This window comes from Alcanivorax sp. REN37, assembly GCF_041102775.1.
Taxonomy (GTDB): Bacteria; Pseudomonadota; Gammaproteobacteria; order Pseudomonadales; family Alcanivoracaceae; genus Isoalcanivorax; species Isoalcanivorax beigongshangi.
This window is the reverse complement of record NZ_JBGCUO010000002.1, coordinates 1-20,136: the sequence shown is the minus strand read 5'-3', so window position 1 is coordinate 20,136 and position 20,136 is coordinate 1. Positions and strand designations below refer to the sequence as shown.

Annotated in this window: 15 protein-coding genes and 1 riboswitch; of the genes, 4 read left to right on the top strand and 11 right to left on the bottom strand. The window is 63.8% G+C overall.

Features of this window, described 5'->3' with window-relative positions:
- The first annotated feature begins 25 nt into the window (after positions 1–25).
- The 3 genes from metK to metF all read left to right on the top strand — a co-directional run bounded on the left by metK (position 26) and on the right by metF (position 3,557).
- A complete protein-coding gene (gene metK / locus AB5I84_RS11785; RefSeq protein WP_369456105.1) occupies positions 26–1,186 on the top strand; it encodes a methionine adenosyltransferase in 1,161 nt (386 codons plus the stop codon).
- Positions 1,187–1,224: 38 nt separating this feature from the next.
- A riboswitch (S-adenosyl-L-homocysteine riboswitch) is annotated at positions 1,225–1,291 on the top strand.
- Positions 1,292–1,311: 20 nt separating this feature from the next.
- The gene (gene ahcY / locus AB5I84_RS11780; RefSeq protein ID WP_369456104.1) at positions 1,312–2,679 is read left to right on the top strand and encodes an adenosylhomocysteinase; all 1,368 of its coding nucleotides are present in this window, start codon (positions 1,312–1,314) and stop codon (positions 2,677–2,679) included.
- A 47-nt stretch (positions 2,680–2,726) separates the two neighbouring features.
- Positions 2,727–3,557 (top strand): methylenetetrahydrofolate reductase [NAD(P)H], encoded by an 831-nt coding sequence (gene metF, locus AB5I84_RS11775; RefSeq protein ID WP_369456103.1) that lies wholly within the window; start codon positions 2,727–2,729, stop codon positions 3,555–3,557.
- Positions 3,558–3,619: 62 nt separating this feature from the next.
- Here metF and AB5I84_RS11770 read toward each other — a convergent pair whose 3' ends face one another.
- The 6 genes from AB5I84_RS11770 to peaA all read right to left on the bottom strand — a co-directional run bounded on the left by AB5I84_RS11770 (position 3,620) and on the right by peaA (position 11,339).
- Positions 3,620–5,281 (bottom strand): AMP-binding protein, encoded by a 1,662-nt coding sequence (locus AB5I84_RS11770; protein ID WP_369456102.1) that lies wholly within the window; start codon positions 5,279–5,281, stop codon positions 3,620–3,622.
- Between the two features lie 94 nt (positions 5,282–5,375).
- Positions 5,376–6,704 carry an alginate export family protein gene (locus tag AB5I84_RS11765; protein WP_369456101.1) on the bottom strand — a complete coding sequence of 443 codons (1,329 nt, stop codon included), beginning with the start codon at positions 6,702–6,704 and terminating at the stop codon, positions 5,376–5,378.
- An 80-nt stretch (positions 6,705–6,784) separates the two neighbouring features.
- Positions 6,785–7,912, bottom strand: a complete 1,128-nt coding sequence (peaD, locus tag AB5I84_RS11760) for a quinohemoprotein amine dehydrogenase subunit beta (protein WP_369456100.1) — start codon at positions 7,910–7,912, stop codon at positions 6,785–6,787.
- A gap of 21 nt (positions 7,913–7,933) precedes the next feature.
- Positions 7,934–8,257 (bottom strand): quinohemoprotein amine dehydrogenase subunit gamma, encoded by a 324-nt coding sequence (gene qhpC / locus AB5I84_RS11755; protein WP_369456099.1) that lies wholly within the window; start codon positions 8,255–8,257, stop codon positions 7,934–7,936.
- Between the two features lies 1 nt (position 8,258).
- The gene (gene peaB, locus AB5I84_RS11750; RefSeq protein WP_369456098.1) at positions 8,259–9,692 is read right to left on the bottom strand and encodes a quinohemoprotein amine dehydrogenase maturation protein; all 1,434 of its coding nucleotides are present in this window, start codon (positions 9,690–9,692) and stop codon (positions 8,259–8,261) included.
- 54 nt (positions 9,693–9,746) lie between these two features.
- A complete protein-coding gene (peaA, locus tag AB5I84_RS11745; protein ID WP_369456097.1) occupies positions 9,747–11,339 on the bottom strand; it encodes a quinohemoprotein amine dehydrogenase subunit alpha in 1,593 nt (530 codons plus the stop codon).
- Between the two features lie 459 nt (positions 11,340–11,798).
- On the opposite strand from peaA, the gene AB5I84_RS11740 reads away from it, so the two are divergent.
- The gene (locus AB5I84_RS11740; RefSeq protein ID WP_369456096.1) at positions 11,799–13,289 is read left to right on the top strand and encodes an aldehyde dehydrogenase family protein; all 1,491 of its coding nucleotides are present in this window, start codon (positions 11,799–11,801) and stop codon (positions 13,287–13,289) included.
- Positions 13,290–13,492: 203 nt separating this feature from the next.
- Here the strand turns inward: AB5I84_RS11740 and qhpG are convergent, their stop codons facing one another.
- The 5 genes from qhpG to AB5I84_RS11715 all read right to left on the bottom strand — a co-directional run.
- Complete coding sequence (gene qhpG / locus AB5I84_RS11735; protein ID WP_369456095.1) at positions 13,493–14,815, bottom strand: flavin-dependent monooxygenase QhpG; 1,323 nt, start codon at positions 14,813–14,815, stop codon at positions 13,493–13,495.
- Positions 14,812–15,471 carry a subtilisin-like serine protease QhpE gene (gene qhpE / locus AB5I84_RS11730; protein ID WP_369456094.1) on the bottom strand — a complete coding sequence of 220 codons (660 nt, stop codon included), beginning with the start codon at positions 15,469–15,471 and terminating at the stop codon, positions 14,812–14,814. Before qhpE ends, qhpG begins: the two co-directional genes overlap by 4 nt.
- Positions 15,446–17,170 carry an ABC transporter ATP-binding protein gene (locus tag AB5I84_RS11725; protein WP_369456093.1) on the bottom strand — a complete coding sequence of 575 codons (1,725 nt, stop codon included), beginning with the start codon at positions 17,168–17,170 and terminating at the stop codon, positions 15,446–15,448. Before AB5I84_RS11725 ends, qhpE begins: the two co-directional genes overlap by 26 nt.
- The gene (locus AB5I84_RS11720) at positions 17,167–19,068 is read right to left on the bottom strand and encodes a sigma-54-dependent Fis family transcriptional regulator (RefSeq protein WP_369456092.1); all 1,902 of its coding nucleotides are present in this window, start codon (positions 19,066–19,068) and stop codon (positions 17,167–17,169) included. The genes AB5I84_RS11725 and AB5I84_RS11720 overlap by 4 nt, the downstream gene beginning before the upstream one ends.
- 241 nt (positions 19,069–19,309) lie before the next feature.
- Positions 19,310–20,136: AMP-binding protein (locus AB5I84_RS11715; protein WP_369456091.1), on the bottom strand; the 827-nt coding region annotated here is incomplete at its 5' end.

Sequence of the window (20,136 nt, the reverse complement as noted above, 5' to 3'; positions counted from 1 at the left end):
CCCCTTTGTCGGGAGCCCGCGCACCATGAGCGAATACAACATCTTCACTTCTGAATCCGTGTCCGAAGGCCATCCGGACAAGATGGCGGACCAGATTTCAGACGCGGTCCTGGATGCCATCATCAAGGACGACCCCTACGCCCGCGTGGCGGTGGAAACGCTGGTGAAAACCGGCATGGCGGTGGTGGCCGGTGAAGTCACCACCAGCACCTACGTGGACCTGGAAGACGTGGTGCGTCAGGTGATCCTGGACATCGGCTACGACAGCTCCGACGTCGGTTTCGACGGCGCCAGCTGTGCGGTGCTCAACGCCATCGGCAAACAGAGCCCGGACATCGCCATGGGCGTGGACGAAAAAGAAGACAAAGAAATCGGCGCCGGGGACCAGGGCCTGATGTTCGGCTACGCCACCGACGAAACCGAGACGCTGATGCCGGCGCCGATTTACTACTCCCACCGTCTGGTGGAGCGCCAGGCGGAACTGCGCAAGAACGGCGTGCTGCCGTGGTTGCGCCCGGACGCCAAAAGCCAGGTCACGCTGCGCTACGAAAACGGCAAGCCGGTGGCGGTGGATGCCGTAGTACTGTCCACCCAGCATGCGCCGGACATCGCGCTGAAAGACCTGCAAGACGCGGTGATGGCGGAAATCCTGCTGCCGGTGCTGCCGAAAGAGTGGCTGCACGAGGGCACCCGTTTCCACATCAACCCCACCGGCCAGTTCATCATCGGCGGCCCGATGGGTGACTGCGGCCTGACCGGGCGCAAAATCATCGTCGACACCTACGGCGGCATGGCGCGTCACGGTGGCGGTGCGTTCTCCGGCAAAGATCCGACCAAGGTGGACCGTTCCGCCGCCTACGCTGGCCGTTACGTGGCGAAGAACATCGTCGCCGCCGGTCTGGCGTCACGCTGCGAGATCCAAGTCAGCTATGCCATCGGTGTGGCCGAGCCGACCTCCATCTCCATCAACACCTTCGGCACCCACACCGTGGCCGAAGAGGTGATCGTGCAGCTGGTGCGTGAGCACTTCGACCTGCGTCCGCGCGGCATCATCGAGATGCTCGACCTGCGCCGGCCGATCTACCGCGCCACCGCCGCCTACGGCCACTTCGGCCGCGACGGCGACACCTTCACCTGGGAAAAGACCGACAAAGCCGCTGCCCTGCGCGCCGCTGCCGGCCTCTAATCCCGCTGCGGGCGGCCCTGTGGCCGCCCGCACCTGTTTTGGCCGAGGGGCGCTGCAGCGGACACCCCGCGAGGCTCGGCACATCAACAACGGCGCCCATTCGCTCACCCGAATGGAGACTGACCATGGCCGACTACAAAGTCGCTGACATCACCCTGGCTGATTGGGGCCGCAAGGAAATCCAGATCGCCGAAACCGAAATGCCGGCGTTGATGGCGATCCGCGAAAAATACCGTGCCGACCAGCCGCTCAAGGGCGCCCGCATCATCGGCTGCATCCACATGACCATCCAGACCGCGGTACTGATCGAGACGCTGGTGGCGCTGGGCGCAGAAGTGCGCTGGTCGAGCTGCAACATCTTCTCCACCCAAGACCACGCCGCTGCGGCCATCGCCGCCGCCGGCGTGCCGGTGTTCGCCTGGAAAGGCGAGACCGAGGAAGAATACATCTGGTGCATCGAACAGACCTGCCGCGACGGCGAGGGCGCGCTGTGGGATGCCAACATGATTCTGGATGACGGCGGCGACCTGACCGCGCACATCCACGAGCACTACCCGGACATGCTGGCCAACATCCACGGCGTCACCGAAGAAACCACCACCGGTGTGCACCGCCTCTACGAAATGCTCAAAGCCGGCACCCTGAAAGTGCCTGCCATCAACGTCAACGACTCGGTCACCAAGAGCAAGAACGACAACAAATACGGTTGCCGCCACTCGCTCAACGACGCCATCAAGCGCGGCACTGACCACCTGCTGTCCGGCAAGAAAGCGCTGGTGATTGGCTACGGTGACGTGGGCAAGGGCTCGGCCCAATCGCTGCGCCAAGAAGGCATGATCGTGCGGGTGACCGAGATCGACCCGATCTGCGCCATGCAGGCCTGCATGGACGGCTACGAAGTAGTCAGCGCTTACCGTGGCGGCCATAACACCGGCAACGCTGAGGGCGTGGATGCCACCCTGCTGGGTCAGATCGATCTGCTGGTGACCACCACCGGCAACGTCAATGTGTGCGACGAGCACATGCTGCGCGCGCTGAAACCGGGCGCGGTGGTGTGCAACATCGGCCACTTCGATAATGAAATCGACACCGCCTTCCTGCGCCGCACTTGGGAGTGGGAAGAGGTGAAGCCGCAGGTGCACAAAATCTGGCGCAACAAAGACCGCAACGACTTCCTGCTGCTGCTGTCCGAAGGCCGCCTGGTCAACCTCGGCAACGCCACCGGCCACCCCAGCCGCATCATGGACGGTTCGTTCGCCAACCAGGTGCTGGCGCAGATCCACCTGTTCGAGCAGGCGTTTGCCTCACGCAGCGCCGCAGAACAAGCGGAACTGCTGCGCGTGGAAGTGCTGCCCAAGCACCTCGACGAAGAAGTGGCGCGCTACATGGTGGAAGGCTTCGGCGGCGTGATCACGCGCTTGACCGACGATCAGGCGCGTTACATCGGCGTCACCGTCGACGGCCCGTTCAAGCCAGACCAATACAAGTACTGACGCCACCGGCGCGGCCTACCGGCCGCGCCCTGTCGTGAGGAAGCGAGATGTCCCAACGCATCAGTTTTGAATTTTTCCCGCCGAAAACCGCTGACGGTTTGCAAAAATTACTTGGCGTCCAGCAGCAGCTTTTGGCTCGCAACCCGATGTTTTTCTCCTGCACCTACGGTGCCGGCGGATCCACCCGTGACAATACCTTGCGTACCATCGACGCACTGCGCGAGCATCACCCGGACACCGCGCCACACCTGAGCTGCATCGGCCAGACCCGCGACGAACTGCGGGGACTGCTGGATCACTATCGCGATCAGGGAGTACGCCGACTGGTGGTGCTGCGCGGCGACCTGCCTTCGGGCATGGGCTATGCCCAGAGCGAACTGCGCTTTGCCGACGACCTGGTGCGACTGGTGCGCGAGCACAGCGGCGAACATTTCGAAATGGAAGTGGCGGCGTACCCAGAAATGCATCCGCAGGCGCGCAGTTTTGACGACGATATTGCGCACTTCAAACGCAAGATCGACGCCGGCGCCAACAATGGCCTGACCCAATATTTCTACAACACCGACGCTTATGGCTTCTACCTGGATGCGCTGCGCAAACAGGGCTGCGAGGCACCGGTGTACCCCGGCATCATGCCGATTCTGAACGTTGCCAACCTGCTGCGCTTTTCCCATAGCTGCGGCGCTGATGTGCCGCGCTGGCTGGTGAGCAAACTCAACGACCTCAAGGACGATGAAGCAGCGGTGAAAGAGTTTGGCACCGAAGTGGTCACCAAGCTGTGCGAACGGCTGCTGGCCATGGGTGCACCGGGGCTGCACTTCTACACCATGAATCAGGCCGCGCCAACGCTGGCGATTCTGGACCGCCTGGGGCTGTAACTACGGCGGTAACAAAAAAGCGGGAGCATGCTCCCGCTTTTTTGTACCGGCGAATCAGATCATCAGGCCTGTTCGCGCAGCATAAAACGCTGCACTTTGCCGGACGGCGTTTTCGGCAGGCTGTCCATAAAGGTAATTTCGCGCGGGTAGGCGTGCGCCGACATGCGCTTCTTCACGTACTGAGCCAGCTCTTCCGACAGCGCATCGCTGGCGTCAAAACCCTTGTTGAGCACGATAAAGGCTTTGACGATCTCGGTACGCTCCGGGTCCGGCTTGCCGATGACCGCCGCTTCCATCACCGCCGGATGCTCGATCAATGCGCTTTCCACATCGAACGGGCCAATGCGGTAGCCGGACGAGGTGATGATGTCATCAGAGCGGCCAACAAAGCTGATGCTGCCGTCCTGTTCCAGCATCACGGTGTCACCGGTGAGGTAATAGCCGTTGCGCAGCGCCGGGGTGTCTTTCTGCCAGTAGCCGGTGAACCACAGAATCGGCGACTTGGCGATGTCCACCGCAAGGATGCCGGGCTTGCCAGCCGGCAACTCTTGATCCTGCTCGTCCAGCACCGCCACCCGGTAGCCGGGCATGGCGAAACCGGCAGAACCGCCGCGTACCGAGTGCTCCAAGCGGTGGTGGTTGTTCACCACCATGCCGGTTTCAGTCTGGCCGTAATGATCGTAAATCGGCGCATCCAGGTGCTCACGGAACCAGCGGAACACCTCCGCGTTAAGCGGCTCACCGGCGCTGCTCACCACCCGCAGATGGCCTTTCACCGCAGCCGCTGCCTCCGGGCCGGCTGCCATCAGCAGGCGGTACGCCGTGGGGGCACCGGCAAGGTTGGTGACGCCACGCTCGCGGATGAAGTTGTAGGCGCTTTCCACCGTGAACGGGGCATCCAGCAGCAGCGTGGTGCAGCCCATGGAGAGCGGCCCGGTGATGCCGTAGTACAGCCCGTATGCCCAGCCCGGATCGGCGATGTTCCAGAACGTATCGTCCGGATTCAGACCCACGGCGTCCTTCATGTAGGCGCGGAACGCCGCCAACGCGAACAGCGGCACCGGCACGCCCTTGGGCAGCCCGGTGGTGCCGGAAGTGGACATCAGCAGGAACAGGTCATCGGCGTTGCGCAGCACCGGCTCGAAACGGTCGCTGCGCTCAGACAGCTCGCGGTGGAAAATCGGATCGGCATAGCCGTTGGCCGGTTCGCCCAGCGGCGCCACGCGCAGGATGCGCGGCGGCTGCTCCACCGTCACCTCGTCCAGCTTGGGCCGGTTGATGCGGTCGGTGACCACCAGTTTCGCGCGGCTGATGCCAAGGCGATGCTCGATCGCTTTGCCGCCGAAGGCAGTGAACAGCGGTTGATACACCGCGCCCGCGCGCCAGGTGCCGAGGATGGTCACCACCAGCTCTGGGGTGCGCGGCAACAGACCTGCCACTACGTCGCCAGGGCCGATACCCAGATCGGTCAGGTAGTTGGCGAACTGCGCTGAGGCCGCCTTCAGTTGAGCAAACGTGAACAGCTCACGCCGGCCGTCAGCGCCGGTCCAATCCAGCGCCACTTTGTCACCCACCGCATAGCGGTCACAACACTCAATGCAGGCATTGATGCCGGCGTCGAAATCACCGTCAAACAGCGCTTTGAGTGCCTCCAGGTCAAAGCCGTCCCAGGCGGCCTGATAGGCCTCCACAGCAAAGGATTCGCTCGGTTTGGAGACTGTCATTATTATTCCTCCAGCAGGCATTCACGGCAGCACGCCGGACCAGGCCCGGCGTGCTGTGCAGCGGTACCGGAAGGATTGCCGGCACCGCCAACGGTCAGAAGGACAGCGACAGCATCAGCTGCCCGTACAGATTGGTGCCGGCGTCACCGAGTTGGTTCCCGCCGTTGCTGACGTCCTCATCGGGGGTGTAGATACCCACCAACGGGATCAGCGTGACGCCCTGCATCACATCCCAGGACAGGTACAGGTCGAGTTCACGGCCGCCCATATCACCGAGGCGCTTGTCGAGCGTGTTGAAGGCAAAGCCCGCCACACCCACCGCCACTTTCTCATGCGCCTGCACCAGCAGGTTCAGGTGATGGACGTCGGTGTTGGTGCTGAACGGCCCGGCGTAGTTGCCGGCCACTTCACCCTGGAACCAGGTGCCGAAGCCCCGGCTGAACGCGTAAAACAGCGGGTCGTAGTCTTTCGAGAAGCGGCTGTAGCGGTAGTTCAGGCTTGGCGTGCCGGGCATGTCAGCGAAGGTCCAGCCCACTTCCGCGTACCAAGCGTGTTCTTGCTCGTTGTCGGTGTCTTGGAACACCGCTTCAGCGGACAGGAACAGGTTCTCGACGCCCGCGTTACCCTGCGCGCGCAGCGAATAGACGTTCATGCCGTCACGGTCTTGCACACCCATGGCAAGGGCGTCGGCGCGGTTCACCGACAGGCCGCGCAGGTAGCTGAAACCGACGGTGCCGTAATCGCTGACGTGTTCAAGATTGGCGATGGCGAATTCCGGCCGCCCCTGGAAGCGGTTGTCGGATTTCAGCCACATCAGGTCGCCACGGAAGCCTTGGTCACCGCCAAGGCTGATGGTGGCGGTCTGATCGAAGGCACTGCGGCCAGCCAGATAGTAGGCGCCGCCACGGTCGAAGTGGCGGCCGAGGCCGCGCCCCATGCTGACCAGATCACCGCCGAGCAGGAAACCGTCGCCGAGGCTGAGCGTCTGGCGGCCGGCGCTGACCACCAAGCCGTTGTCGCCAAGCCAGGGGATCAGGTCACCGGAACTCCAGCGCAGATAAGCATCTTCAATGCGGGTGCGGCTTTCATCGCCGGTACTGAAGCCGGCGGCATCACCGTCGCCCCAAGTGGCGGAACTCACCGCCGACAGGCGCCCTTCCAGCAGGCTGCCGCCGAGGGCACGGCCGGCACTGAGGCCGTAATGGGCATAGCCTTCCTGCCAGCTCAGAGAGCCCGGTTGGGTGCCGCCGGCAGTGGCGTAGGTTTTTTCACTGTGGAAGGTGCCGCCGATGGCAGACAGATCCACCTGGACGTAGTCCTGGTCTTCTTCAAAAAGGGTATAGGCGTGGACCGCGGCCGGCAGGGTGGCCAGAGCGGCACCCACCAGTCCCAGACGCGCGCCGGCATTAAGCAGATTGCGCATGGCTTGCCTCATTGGCTGTTATTTTTTTGGCGTTTCGGTGGCGCAAGCCGGCACCGGGCAACGCCCGGTGCCGGGGGTCATCAGCGGATGAACACCTGCGGGTTGGCAATACCCATGTCACCGCCCGGCAAATCGATGCGGGCAATTTTGGCCAGCGTATCGGCATCGTGCACACCGATATCGTTGAAGGTACCGGCCAGGTAGATCTTCTTGCCGTCATGGCTGAGGGCGATGGCGTAGTAGGTGTGGTCCAACTCCTGCGCCGCCAGCAGCTCCTGCTTGGCAATGTCGTACTTGGTCAGACGGTTGAGCACCCCGTACATGATGTTGCGGTCATGCTGGGAACGCAGGCCGGTGAAGTACACCTCGGTGAGGGTGGCAAACTCCACGGTTTCGGTTTCGCCGGTCTTCATGTTCATGTTGAAGAAACCGTATTTGAACTCGGCGTTGTCCAGGCTTTCGCTGTCGTCGTTGTACTTGGCGGCGGTCCAGAGAATGGAGAAATCACGGTTCGGCTGCTGGTTGGGCCAGAAGTAGAGCACGTCCGGATCGCTGTAGCCCGGGCGGTCCCAGCTGCGGCCGTCCAGCACCTTGGTGAACTCACCGGTCTGTACGTTGACCTTGTAGAAGTCCGGGCCGGCCACGAACAGTGAGCCATCATCAGCGGCTTGCATGATGTACAGCTGGCGCGGCGCCGGGAACACGCGGATCGGTTTGGCATCCAGGCCGGCATCGGTGCTGTACACCTGCAGGCGCGGCTGCTGCACCACATAGTGGTCCAGGTTTACCTTGGTCGGGTTAGCAACGGCGTAGATTTCCTTGCCGTCAGCGCTAACGGTAAAGGAGAACATGGAGCGCACGCGCTCACCCGGATTGATGTTCAGATCTGCCTTGAACACCGTTTTGCAGGTATCCAGCTCCACCCCGTAAACGGTGGTGAAGTGGTTGTTCAACACGTAGGCACGGGTCTTGTCCGGCGAGATGAACATGGTGCCCGGGCCAAAGCGGTCCGGCATCTCACACTCTTTGAACACCTTGTCGGTCTTGACGTCGATCACCGTCAGGTTGCTCGGCGCGTTGGCGATGGCCAGGTATTCGTGGCCGCGGATCAACTTGCGGGCAGATGTATCTGCGGCGGTGGCGGCGGCGCTGCCCAGAGTGAGCAGCGCGGTCAGCGCAACCGCTGCGATTTTTTTATTTTTCAGCATATCCAAATCCTCGTTACGCGCTCACTTGTCGTTCGGGAACACCGTGTCCAAGGTGCGCCAGTCACGATCAGAGTTGATCGACTGCGCGTTCCAGTCCGGGTTGATGCTCATCAGGTCAGGCACCTGCGCCGGCCACCAGCACGGGTCAGCGCAACCGTAGAGGTCGGCTTCCATCGGTTGGCACAGACCGGTGACGCTGCCGAACGCGTCCACTTCCCAGCCTGGGTCAACGGTGGTGGTGCAGCCAACGATGGTGTTCAGGGCGACAACTTCCTGCACCCGATCTTCCTGCGCGGCCTGCTCCATGCGCAGTGCTTTCTTGTTCAAAGGTTTGAGATGTTTCATATCAGTGCACCTTTCGCGGGGTGATGTAGCGGTCGATGAACTCCGGGTTGTGCTGGATGATGCGGCTGTACACATCGATGCCGAAATCCACCCAATCCCTCATCAGTTCGCAGTAGTGGTAGCTCGGATGAGCCGGGTCGCCGAAACGGGCATAGCTTTCGTGGTAGCAACCGCCAGAGCACAGGTTGCGAATCCGGCAGGTCTCGCAACCGGTGTTGGAACGGTCCAGCCGCTGCGACAGGAAGTCGTGCAGGCCGTCACGGTCCAGCGTGCCTTCAGTCACGTTGCCGAACGTCGGCAAGGAGGAGCCGGTGAACCGATGGCACAGGTTGAGTTCCCCTGCGTGGTCCACCGCCAGCATCTTCAGGCCGGCGCCACAGGGCAGCGATTTCTTGTGCCCTTCATGCAGATCAGTGATCAGCTGGTGGAGGTTGGAGAAGCCGATATTCTCATTGCGCAGGGCCGCTTCCAGATAGCGTTGGCCGAGCGTTTTGAGATTAGCGAATACCTCCACCAACTCTTCCGAGGTCAGGTTGAAGCTGCTGATGTCCCCAGAGGTCACCGGTGCAAAGCCCACTTCGGCAAAGCCCAGTTCGTTGAACAGGTGGTCCCAGATGCGCACCACATCGGTGGTGCCACGGGTCAGCGTGACACGCGCACCGATCGGCCGGCTGCGGTAGCGCTGGAGCAGCATCTCTGCTTTCCGGCGCACCACGTCGTAGGTGCCCTGGCCGCCCACGGTGATGCGGTTCTTGTCGTGGATTGCCTTGGGACCATCCATGCTGATCGACAACCCGAACCGGTGCCGGTCCAAGTAGTCGATGGTTTTCTCATCCAGCAACGTAGCGTTGGTGGTCATGATGAAGTCCCACGCTTTGCCCAGCGCGGTGAAGCGCTGCTCGCAGTAATCCACCATTTTTTCGATCAGCTTTTTGTTGCTGAGCGGTTCGCCGCCGAAGAACACCACGGTGTAGCGTTCGGCGTCCGGCGATTCCTTCAGCAGCATCTCCACTGATGCCACCGCAGTGTCGAACTCCATCTTGCGCCCGGCAGACGGGGTATCGAGGTCTTCCTTGTAGCAGTAGGTGCAGCTCAGGTTGCAGCCGGTGTTGACGTTCAGCACCACGGTGTCGAGCGCGGTGCGCTCGACCCGTTTGGCCGGTACGTCAGGACTCAGCGGCGAACCATCGCTGACCACTTCCAGTGCCAGCAGGTCGCGCAGCGCCTGCTCAATGTCCTGCCCAGCAAACTGCACGCCCAGGTCAGCGGCCAGCTGTTCGCGGGTGGTCGGGTTCTGGCGCAGGGCATCAAGGATGCCCTGAGTCAGTTCGTCACTGGCGAACAGCGAGGAGCTGGGCACGTGGAACAGCATCCGCGCGGCATCGATACGCACCTCGTGGAGGTTGTGTTCGACGACATTCAGTTTTGCACCCATATCAGCCTCGTAGTGATGTTTGTTGTGATTATTCACTCACGCTTGAAGCAACGGTCACGGAATCGGCGGGATTACCCAGCGCTGTACCGAGACGATCAGTTGGCCGTCGCCGCTCACTTCGCGCTCACCGTCTTTCACACGGGCCGTGATGCTCAGGTTGCCGACGTTGTTGGCCATCATCGGACGCTCCGGGTTCGGGCCGGCTACCGCCGGGTCGAACACGCCAGTTTGGGCATTCAGGCGGCCGGCAAACTTCACGTCTTCCAGCTTGGCAGCGGCTTCGTCGAACGGCGCCACGCTCCAGGTCGCCGGCATCACACCGACGCGGAACTCGGAGCCGTCAGCAGCCACCGCCCAGGCCTCGGCGTCGAAGCGGCCTTCCACTTTCTCGGTGGGGCTGCCGTTGCCGCCGATGCGGGCCACTGCGTATTCCGGCACCACGCGCACAGACTGAATGTCACGGTAGACGGCAACGCTGGCACCGCTGGCGCGGCCCACTTTGATGTCACGCGGACCGATGGCGACTTTGTCGTCAGCACGCACCCGCACGCGCACGCGCTCCGGGGTTTGCTCGATCACATCCAGCACGCGGATGTGGCGACCCAGGTTCGGGCGGCCGTTCATGCCGGCACCCACGATGGTCAGCTCCTGTTCGGCGCCGGCTTTGATGTACTCCGGGAACACCGCCAGCAAGGTGCGCTGGTTGTCGCGGGCGGCGGCGAAGTCGAGGCCGCGTTCATCACGGTCGCGCTCGAACATGCGGCCGGTCATGCCTTCCGGCGTGGCCACCAGCACCTGACGCATGACCACGTCATCGATGGTGACGTTGGCGCGCCATTCGTGGCCGTTGTAGAGAATGCCTTGGCCTTCACCGCGGAACGCACGACCGTTGTCGTAGCGGCCATCGACCACCACGCGGAACAGGTCGTTGCCGGTGTGCTCAACGGTCATGGTGCCGGAGATGTCGCCGGCGCCGGTGTAGTGCCCAGCGAACGACCAACGGCCGTTGAACTGGTCTGCAGCCGGACGCGCTTTCATCCACTGATCCCAGGCCGCGGTCTGGAACGGCAGACGCTGCGCCAAGTGCGGCAGGGTTTCGTTGAGAGCGATCGGCAGCCAGTCGCGGTCACGGGACAGCGCTTGGTATTCAAGCGATGCCCACAGGCCGAGGTGGGTGTGGATCAGGTGCTCCCACTCCTTCTCGTCGCGGCCCTGCATCACCACGCGCGCGCCGGAGTGGCAACGGGCACACATGTCGCCAATGTGCTCGTCGTCTTTCAGCGGCTCGTAATCGTTCAGGCGGCGCTCCAGTGCGTAGCGCACGTCAGCGGTTTCTTCCGGTGCCATGCCCTGGCGGTCAGCCAGGTACTTCACCAGCGTGCGGCGGTCTTCGTCAGAGATGCGCAGACCATGGGCGCTTTGCATGCGCGCGATGGTCATCAACCAGCCTTCCGGGGTCTTGCGCTGGTGGCTGATGCGGCTCCAGCTGTTTTCGCCTTCCGGCTGGTGACAGCCGACGCAATTCTGGCGGATCAGGGTTTCGGGGTTGGCAGGCGCAGCCTGGGCGGCAACACCAAAGAGACCGAGCACAGCTGCCGCAGTGGCCGCCAAGCATCGGTTGAAGAAGCGCTGCGTGATGTTGTTCATGAATGTCGGACCTCTTTGCGCTGTGTCTTGTTTGTTATTCGTCGCCGCAGGGGCCTGGGTCAGCGGGCCGGTCTGCGGAGTGCTCGCCACACTGCTAGCGAGCGATTCGTTGTCGACAATGCGAAACCCGTGCCAGTGTTAAAATTCCGCCACACATGCTTTTAAAATCAATTAGTTACCTAAACAAAGCCGAATCGAAAGTGGTTTTTCGGCGCTCAAATGGCTCAATCCGAAACACCCAGTCTCACGTCGCCCCCGGCGGTTGCTGGCGGCAGCGCTGTCCACCGCCTTTCTCACCGCTGTTTCAGATTGCTACATACCGCCCGGTATTTTTTCCGGCTGTCCAGCGACAAGTGCCGCGATGCGCGGCTTTCGGCCGAAAGTACAAAGCTGGCACAGGGGTTGCTACAGCTAGGCCGTGACTCTCCCTATTCCAAAAAACAAAGAGCGAGAAGAATCATGTCCGACCTTTCTTTGCACCCCGCCACCCAGGCGTTCCTGCAGCGCGCACACAAAATGCTGATCGGCGATCAATGGTGCGACGCGCAAAGCGGCCAGACCATGGCGCTGCACAACCCGGCCACGGGCGACGTGCTGACCCAGGTGCCGGCGGGCGACGCGCAGGACGTGGAGCGGGCAGTGCGCATGGCGCGGGCGACCTTCGACGACTCCGAGTGGAGCCGCATGCGCCCCCGTGAGCGCCAGAACCTGATGCTCAAGCTCGCCGACCTGATGGAACGCGACGGTCAGCTGCTGGCCGAAATCGAATGCATGAACAACGGCAAGAGCGCCCACATCGCGCGCATCATGGACGTGCAGCTGTGCATCGACTACATCCGCTACATGGCCGGCTGGGCCACTAAGATTCACGGCCTGACGGTGAGCCCGTCACTGCCGTTGATGCCGGATGCGCAGTTCCACGGCTATGTGTCCCGCGAAGCGGTGGGCGTGGTCGGCGCCATTGTGGCGTGGAACTTCCCGCTGCTGCTGGCGTGCTGGAAGCTGGCCCCGGCGCTGGCCACTGGCTGCACCATGGTGATCAAACCGGCCGATGAGACCCCGCTGTCAGCGATGAAGTTGGGCGAACTGATGCTGGAAGCTGGCTTCCCGGCCGGTGTCTTCAACGTGGTGACGGGTTCTGGCGCCGTTGCCGGCGCAGCGCTGTCTGCCCACCCGTTGGTGGACAAACTGACCTTCACCGGCTCCACCGAAATCGGCAAGCTGATCGGCAAAGCGGCGATGGACAACATGACCCGCGTGACACTGGAGCTGGGCGGCAAATCCCCGACCATCGTGCTGGAAGACGCCAACCTGGAAACCGCCGCCGCCGGTGCCGCCAACGCCATCTTCTTCAACCACGGCCAGGTGTGCTGTGCCGGTTCGCGCCTGTACGTGCACCGCAAGCACTTCGACCGTGTGATCGCCGACATCTCCGGCATCGCTAACAGCATGAAGCTGGGCAGCGGCCTCGACGCCAGCGTCGACATGGGCCCGCTGGTGTCTGCCAAGCAGCAGGCGCGGGTGTTCCGCTACATCGAAATGGGCCAGGAAATGGGCGCCACCATTGCCTGCGGCGGTGAGCAGTTCGGCCCCGGTTACTTTGTGCAGCCCACCGTCATCACCGACGTCGACCAAGCCTGCCCGCTGGTGCAAGAAGAAATCTTCGGCCCAGTGCTGGTGGCGCAACCGTTCGACGACATCGACGAAGTGATCCGCATGGCCAACGACAGCCCGTTCGGCCTTGGCGCCAGCATCTGGTCCAACGATCTGGGCAAAGTGCACCGCATGATTCCGCGCATTAAGTCCGGCTCAGTGTGGGTCAACTGCCACAGCGCGCTGGATCCGTCGCTGCCGTTTGGCGGCTACAAAATGAGCGGCGTCGGTCGCGAGATGGGCCAAGACGCCATCGAGCACTACACCGAACTGAAATCTGTGCTGATCAATCTGTAACGGGTAACGCAGCCGGCGGGGGCCGGTTCTCTCTCCGTTTTGGGTCCCCGCTGCTTTTTCTGCCCATTGATGCCCGCTCCTCTGCGGGCTTTTTTCTGCCCGCCGCCCAGGCACAGCGCCGCCGCGTGCTGTCACGCAATGAGACACACAAGAAGGGTTGCCGGGCACCCCGGCGATGATTGTCTACAACGTGATCGACGGCCTCAGTCCAGCGGCACGCCCTGGCTCAAGAACCACTGCCCCACCGCCTGCCAAGACGCCTGCGGCACCTGCTCGGTCAACACCTGACGCAGTGACTGCTGTGGCAAGGCCGCCACCAGCGGCGCCAACGCGACACCGTCCACGTGCCAGACGCCCAGCGGCTGATCCGCCGTCACCACCACCTGCCGCGCCACCACTTCACCGTGTTCCAGGACCGGGCGCTCCGCTACCCGCAGCTGCGACGGGTCCGGATCGTAGTGCAGCGGCGCCTCGTCCGGCCACTGCTGACGCGGCGGCCAGAAGCTGCCCACCGCCGGCGCCTGACGGTAGAAATCGCGGCCCATGCGGGCAAAGCGCAGAAACAGGTGACGTACCCGCTCACGATGAAAATCCAGCGCCAGCGCCTCACGGCTTGGGTCACGGATCAGCGTGTGTAACACCGCCGGCGCCTGCAGCGCCGAGGACAATGACTGGAAAATACCGTTGCCAGACAACGGGTCCACCGCCATGGCAGCATCACCGACCCGCAGCAGGCGGCCGTCGAAACCCTCTTCACTGAGCGTCGAGGTACTGCTGCGGGCATGCACCGTCACCGCCGCGCCGGGATCTTCGGGGAAGAACCGCCGCGCTAACGCCGACGCTTGGCGTGCCGCGGCACACCACGCTGGCAGCTCCGCCCGCCCCGGCAACTGGGCGCCGGTGACCCATTGCCAATAGCAGGTGCCATCCGGCAGCCGCGCCAACCAGGTCCAGCCGTCGTCGCGGCGCTCCACCGCGCTGGCAGCAGCGCCCGGCGTGGCACGCCAGCGGCACAGCAAACTGACCGTTTCCGGGCCGCGCTGGGCCGCGCCAGACTGCGGCGCTTGGCGGCCACGGGCGTCTACTATACGACTGGCGGCAATCCGACTGCCGTCGTCCAGCTCGATGTCCCAGCCGGCGTCCAATCGGTGCAATTGGCGCACCCGCGCCTCCCGTAGCGGCACGCTGCCGGCGGCTAAATCAGCCCGTAATGCAGCATCGAATTGGGGACGATCAATGAGGAATTCGCGGTTGCGCACCACCGGGGCCTCGCCCCAATGCACCTCGCGTTCGGCCGCCGGCACTGCCATCGACAGCGTGTGGGTCAGCCCCTGCTGCGCCAGCGCCTGCATCACCCGGGCGGAAACCCCTTCGATGGCATCGAACCGGCGCCACTGGCTGATGACTTGCACCGGATAACCAAGCCGATGCAAACCCAGTGCCGCCATCACCCCGGCCGGGCCAGCGCCAAGCACGGCGATGCACTCCCCATGGGCCGCCAGCGGCCGCGAGAAGCCGCCGCTCATGCCAGCCGCTCGCGCTGCTGGGGACCGCTGCGCTGGGCCTGTTGTTCAAAGTGGGCGCGCAGTTGTGCCGGTGACCAGTGCGGATGCGCGGCCCACTGTGCCGCCAGCAGCGCCGAGAAGGTGGCGCACGCCAAGGACGCCCCGGCCCGCGCCGGCGCGGCACCAAAATCAGCCGGCTGGCCTCGGAACCAGGTCCATTCGGTGAGCGCGCAGCGGGCATCGCCGGTGACACTGATGACATCGGGATAGGCAGCCGGGTACACCGGTCCGCCCTGCATCGGCATCGCCGCACACAGCACAACGCCGGCGGCTACCGCATCGGCGCAGGCTTGGCGTAGCAGCGGCCGGTCCTGACGCAGCCCAAGACTGAGGTTGATCACGCGCACCCCATCCGCCACCAGCAGGTCGATGGCGGTGGCCACCTGCAATGGGCTGGTGGCGCCATGGTGGTCAAACACCTGCACCACATGGCAGGGCAATTGCGGGGCGATTTGGTGCAATCGGGCGATCATTTGGCTGCCATGTCCACGCAGGTCGGCCGCACCGGACATCACCGCCACGCCTTCATCAGTCAGCTGCACTTGGCGGTAACTGGCCAGCGCCGGCAGTTGCTCGGCGTGGGCGCCGGTATCAATCAGCCCCAAGCACAGCGTCATCGCGCACTCCTTCGGCAATGCGGCCATCCACCAAGTGCCATTGCTGATCCGGCGTCATGCCGGCCACGCTGCGGTGGCTGATCACCAACCGCGTGCAGTGGCCGAACAGCCGGTCAATGTCGGCCATGATGGCGGCTTCGGTGTCGCGATCCACCGCCGAGGTGGCTTCATCGAGCAGCAGAATATCCGGCGCCTGCAGCAGCGCGCGAGCGATGGCGATGCGCTGGCGCTGGCCGCCGGACAGTTGCTGGCCGCGCTCGGCCAGCGGGCTGTCGAGGCCCTGCGGCAGGCTGGCGAGCAGGTCGTCCAGCCGCGCCGCCGCCACCGCGGCCGCCAAGGCGGCGTCGCTGGCTTCCGGGGCGGCGTAGCGCAGGTTGTCGCGCAGGCTGCCACGGAACAGCACGATGTCCTGGCTCACCAGCGCCACGCGTCGACGCCAGGCCGACAGGTCTAACTCACGCAAGTCCACGCCGTCGTAACAGATGCGGCCGTGGTCGGGATCATAAAAGCGCAGCAGCAGATCAATCAGCGTGGATTTACCGGTACCGGACGGTCCGGTTAGCAGGGTTTTGCTGCCCGGTTCCAGCGCCAGCGAGACGCGATCAAGGATCTGCGGGCGGTCCGGGTGCTGGAACGACACTGCTTCCAATACCAGTCTGCCCCCGGGCGGGGGTAGCGGCTGCGGCTGCGGCGGCAGCGTCACTTCCGGTTCCGCCAGCGCCAGTTCACGCACCCGGCCGAGGCTCACGGTCATGCGCTGGATCGCCACATACAGCCCAAGCAGGCTCTGCGCCGGGCCGATCACCATGCCTAGATAGGTGGAAAACGCCATCAAACTGCCGAGCTGCCAATGGCCTTGAATCACCCAGTAACCGCCGATCAAGAACGCACCAGCGCGGGTGAAGGAAGTCAGCGTGCCGGGCACCGCATGAGTAGCGAATTCCGTCAGTTGCAGCCGCAGCAACTGCTGCATGTAGCCGTTGCCGAGCCCGTGCAAACGGTCGGCCTCATGGGCTTCGCGGCCGGCGCCCTGTACGTGCTTCATCGCCGGCAGCGTTTCCACCAGGAACGAGGACATATCACTGGAGCGCTCACGCAGGGCACGGGCTTCGCGCTCCACCCGGCGCCGCATCCAACGCAGCCACACCAGCTCGATCGGCACCAGCACCAGCACCAGCAGTGACAGCTGCCAGGACAACAGCACCAACAATGTCAGCGCGCCGATCAGCCCGAGCAGGCTGGACACCGCAGAAAACAGTGCATCAATGGCGAACCGCTGGATCTCGGCCACATCGCCGTCCAGCCGGGTCATCAGATCACCGATGCGGTGACGGCCATAGAACCGCGGTGACAGCCGTTGCAGATGGCCATACACCGCTTCGCGCAGCGAAAACAGCACGCGCCCGGACAGGCGCGTGTGCAGATAACGGTTGAGACCGGACAGCAAGGTGCCCACCAGCCCGAGGCCGACCATCGCCAGCGCCACCGCGGCCAAGGTGGCGGTGCTGCCCGCCAGCACGCCGTCGTCGATCAACAGCTTCATTAGCCACGGCTGCACCAGCACCAGCGCCGAGGCCGCCAGCGACAACACCAGCAGCCCGGCAATGGCGCGCCGATGCGGCTTCACGAAGCTGTACAACCAGGCCAGGGCAGCCGGATCACCGCCCTCAATCAGCCGGGCCAGCCACCGCAGGATCATGATTCCAGCTGTTTGAGCTTGCGGTAGAGGGTGGCGCGGCTGATATCGAGGGCTTTGGCGGCACGGGACACATTGCCTTGGTGCACCGCCATCGCCTGGCGGATGGTGGCGCGTTCGCTGTCACGGATGCTGCTGCCACGAGCCGGCTGGTCGTCGTTCTCCAGTTCGGCACGGGTGGTGGCCGGCAGGTGCATCAGCCCAAGCGGGCCATCTTCCGGTTCCCACAATGCCAAGGCCGTGCGCAGCACCATGTCCAACTGGCGCAGGTTGCCAGGCCAGTGGTAGCCACGCAGCAAGGTTGCCAGCGGCTCATCCAGCGCCGGCGGCGCGTCGTTATGAGTGGCCATGATGGTGTCGCACAGGGCATCGAAATCATGGCGCTCGCGCAGCGGCGGCAGCATCACACTGAGCCCGTGCACGCGGTAGTACAGGTCTTCACGGAACTGCTCGGTGCCGACCAGCTGCTTGAGATCGCGGTGAGTGGCGCAGATCAGGGTGATGTCGAGTTCCTGCTCTTCGCCGGCGCCGAGCGGCGCCACGCGGCGCTCCTGCAGCACGCGCAGCAACCGCGCTTGCAGCGCCAGCGGCATGTCACCGACCTCATCGAGGAACAGGGTGCCGCCATGGGCCTGCTGCAGCCGGCCGACCATGCCACCACGGCGGGCGCCAGTGAAAGCGCCATCGCGGTAACCGAACAGCTCGGACTCGATCAGGGTTTCCGGGATCGCGGCGCAGTTCACTGCCACGAACGGTTTGTCGGCACGCGGGCTGGCATCGTGCAGGCGGCGCGCCACCCACTCTTTGCCGGAGCCGGTTTCGCCCTGCAGCAGGATCGGCAGACCGTTGGCCAGCGCCCGCGACGCCATGCGCAGTTGGGTGGCATAGCTACTGTTGCCACCGGCCAGCGCCTGCAGCTGCTCGCGCGCATCGCTGTTGTCGGCCACCCGTGGCCGCGCCACCGGTGCCTGCAGCGGCGACGGGCGCACATGCAGCACCTTGTAGAAGAAGCTGCCGCGCGGCGTGGCAAAGGTGCCAACGCCGCCCAGCCGCACGCTCTTGAGCAGATCGCGGTAACCCGCCACCAACCGGTCGGCGCGCTTGCCCACCAGGTGGTCGCGGCTCTGGGCGAACAACTGGCAGGCGGGATCATTCAGCGCCAGGATGCGGCCGTCATCATCCAACGCCAACAGCCCCTGCCAGGACGAATCCAGGTACTGCTGGCGCGGGTGGAAGGCAATCACCAAATGGTCAGCGTACTGGGACGAGAACAGCCGCCGTTCAATGTAATTGGCGCTCAAGTTAAGCAGTGAGAACCAGTCTTCCGGCTGCGGCAACGGCCCCATCTGAGTCAGGTCGATGACGCCGTGCACACTGCCGTCCGGCTTGCGGATCGGCACTGCGGTGCAGGAGAACGGGCTGAGCCGATCGAGGAAATGCTCGCCATAACCGATCAGCGTCGGCTTCTGCTCCACCAGCGCGGTGCCAAGGGCGTTGGTGCCGCGGTGGCATTCGCTCCAGCACACGCCGGGCGCCAGATCACGCAACGTCGGATGAGTGCTGGAATGGCCTTCGATCGCCAGCACCCGCGCTTCCGCGTTGGCAAGGATCAGCAGGCTGCGTTCAGGACGTTGGCGCAGGTGGCCGGACAATTGCTCCAGCACCGGCACCGCCGCATCCACCAAGATGCGGTTGGCTTCATAGAGGTCGTCGCTGCTGTAGCGGCGCTCACCATTGATTTCACAACCGGCGTTCATGCGCACGCCGTGGTTGATGCTGCGCTGCCACGAGGCCTGAATGGCATCGCGCAGGCTGCCTGCCGGTACCGCGCCATCGGCGTGGACCACTTCCCGGGCCCGCATGATGCGGTGCTCATCGCCGGCCGTTGTTTTTATTTGCATCGCTGCTCTCCGGAATCGCTGCCAATTCCACGGAGCCCGTCGGGGCATCCGGTGCAGGTATTTATTGTCATGGTGCGCAGACGCCGAAACGCTGCGATAACACGTTCAAAAAGCCATGCCGAGGCATGACGAAACTGGTGACTGATCCGAATCTACCTGCTCGGGCGCGGTTCCGCCAAGCGCTTTAACTGGAGCGGGCGTGCCGACCGGCGGCGCGTCAGCGCCCCCGGCCGGTCGCCGCTCACATGGCCGCGCGGGACAGCTCGGAGCCGTTGATGCGCTCCTCGCTCAGCTCGCGCAGACGGAACTTCTGGATCTTGCCAGTCACCGTCATCGGGAATGCGTCGATGGTGAAGATGTAGCGCGGCACCTTGAAGTGCGCCATGCGTTCGCGGCAATAGGCGCGCACCGCTTCTTCGTCGAAATCTTGGTCCGCAGACGGCATCACCCAAGCAACGATTTCCTCGCCGTAGCGCGGGCAGGACACCGACACCACCTGCACGTCCGCCACCTGCGGATGGGCAATCAGGTATTCCTCGATCTCACGTGGGTACACGTTCTCGCCGCCACGAATGATCATGTCTTTGCTGCGGCCGACGATGCGCACATAGCCGTCATCGTCCATGGTGGCGAGGTCGCCGGTGTGCATCCAGCGCGCTTCGTCGATAGCGGCGGCGGTGGCCTCCGGATTGGCCCAGTAGCCCAGCATCACGCTGTAGCCTCGGGTGCACAGCTCACCGGTTTCGCCGCGTGCAACAATGCAACCGGACTCATCAACGATCTTGGTTTCTAGGTGCGGTTGGGTGCGGCCGACGGTGGTCACGCGCACGTCCAACGGGTCCTCGGCGCCGGTCTGGGTAGACACCGGACTGGTCTCAGTCATGCCATAGGCGATCTGCACTTCACTCATGTGCATTTCGCTGATCACCCGGCGCATGACCTCCACCGGGCAGTTGGCACCGGCCATGATGCCGGTGCGCAGCGTCGACAGGTCGAACTGCTGCTGGCGCAGCAGGTCCAGCTCGGCAATGAACATGGTCGGCACGCCGTACAAGGCGGTCGCTTTTT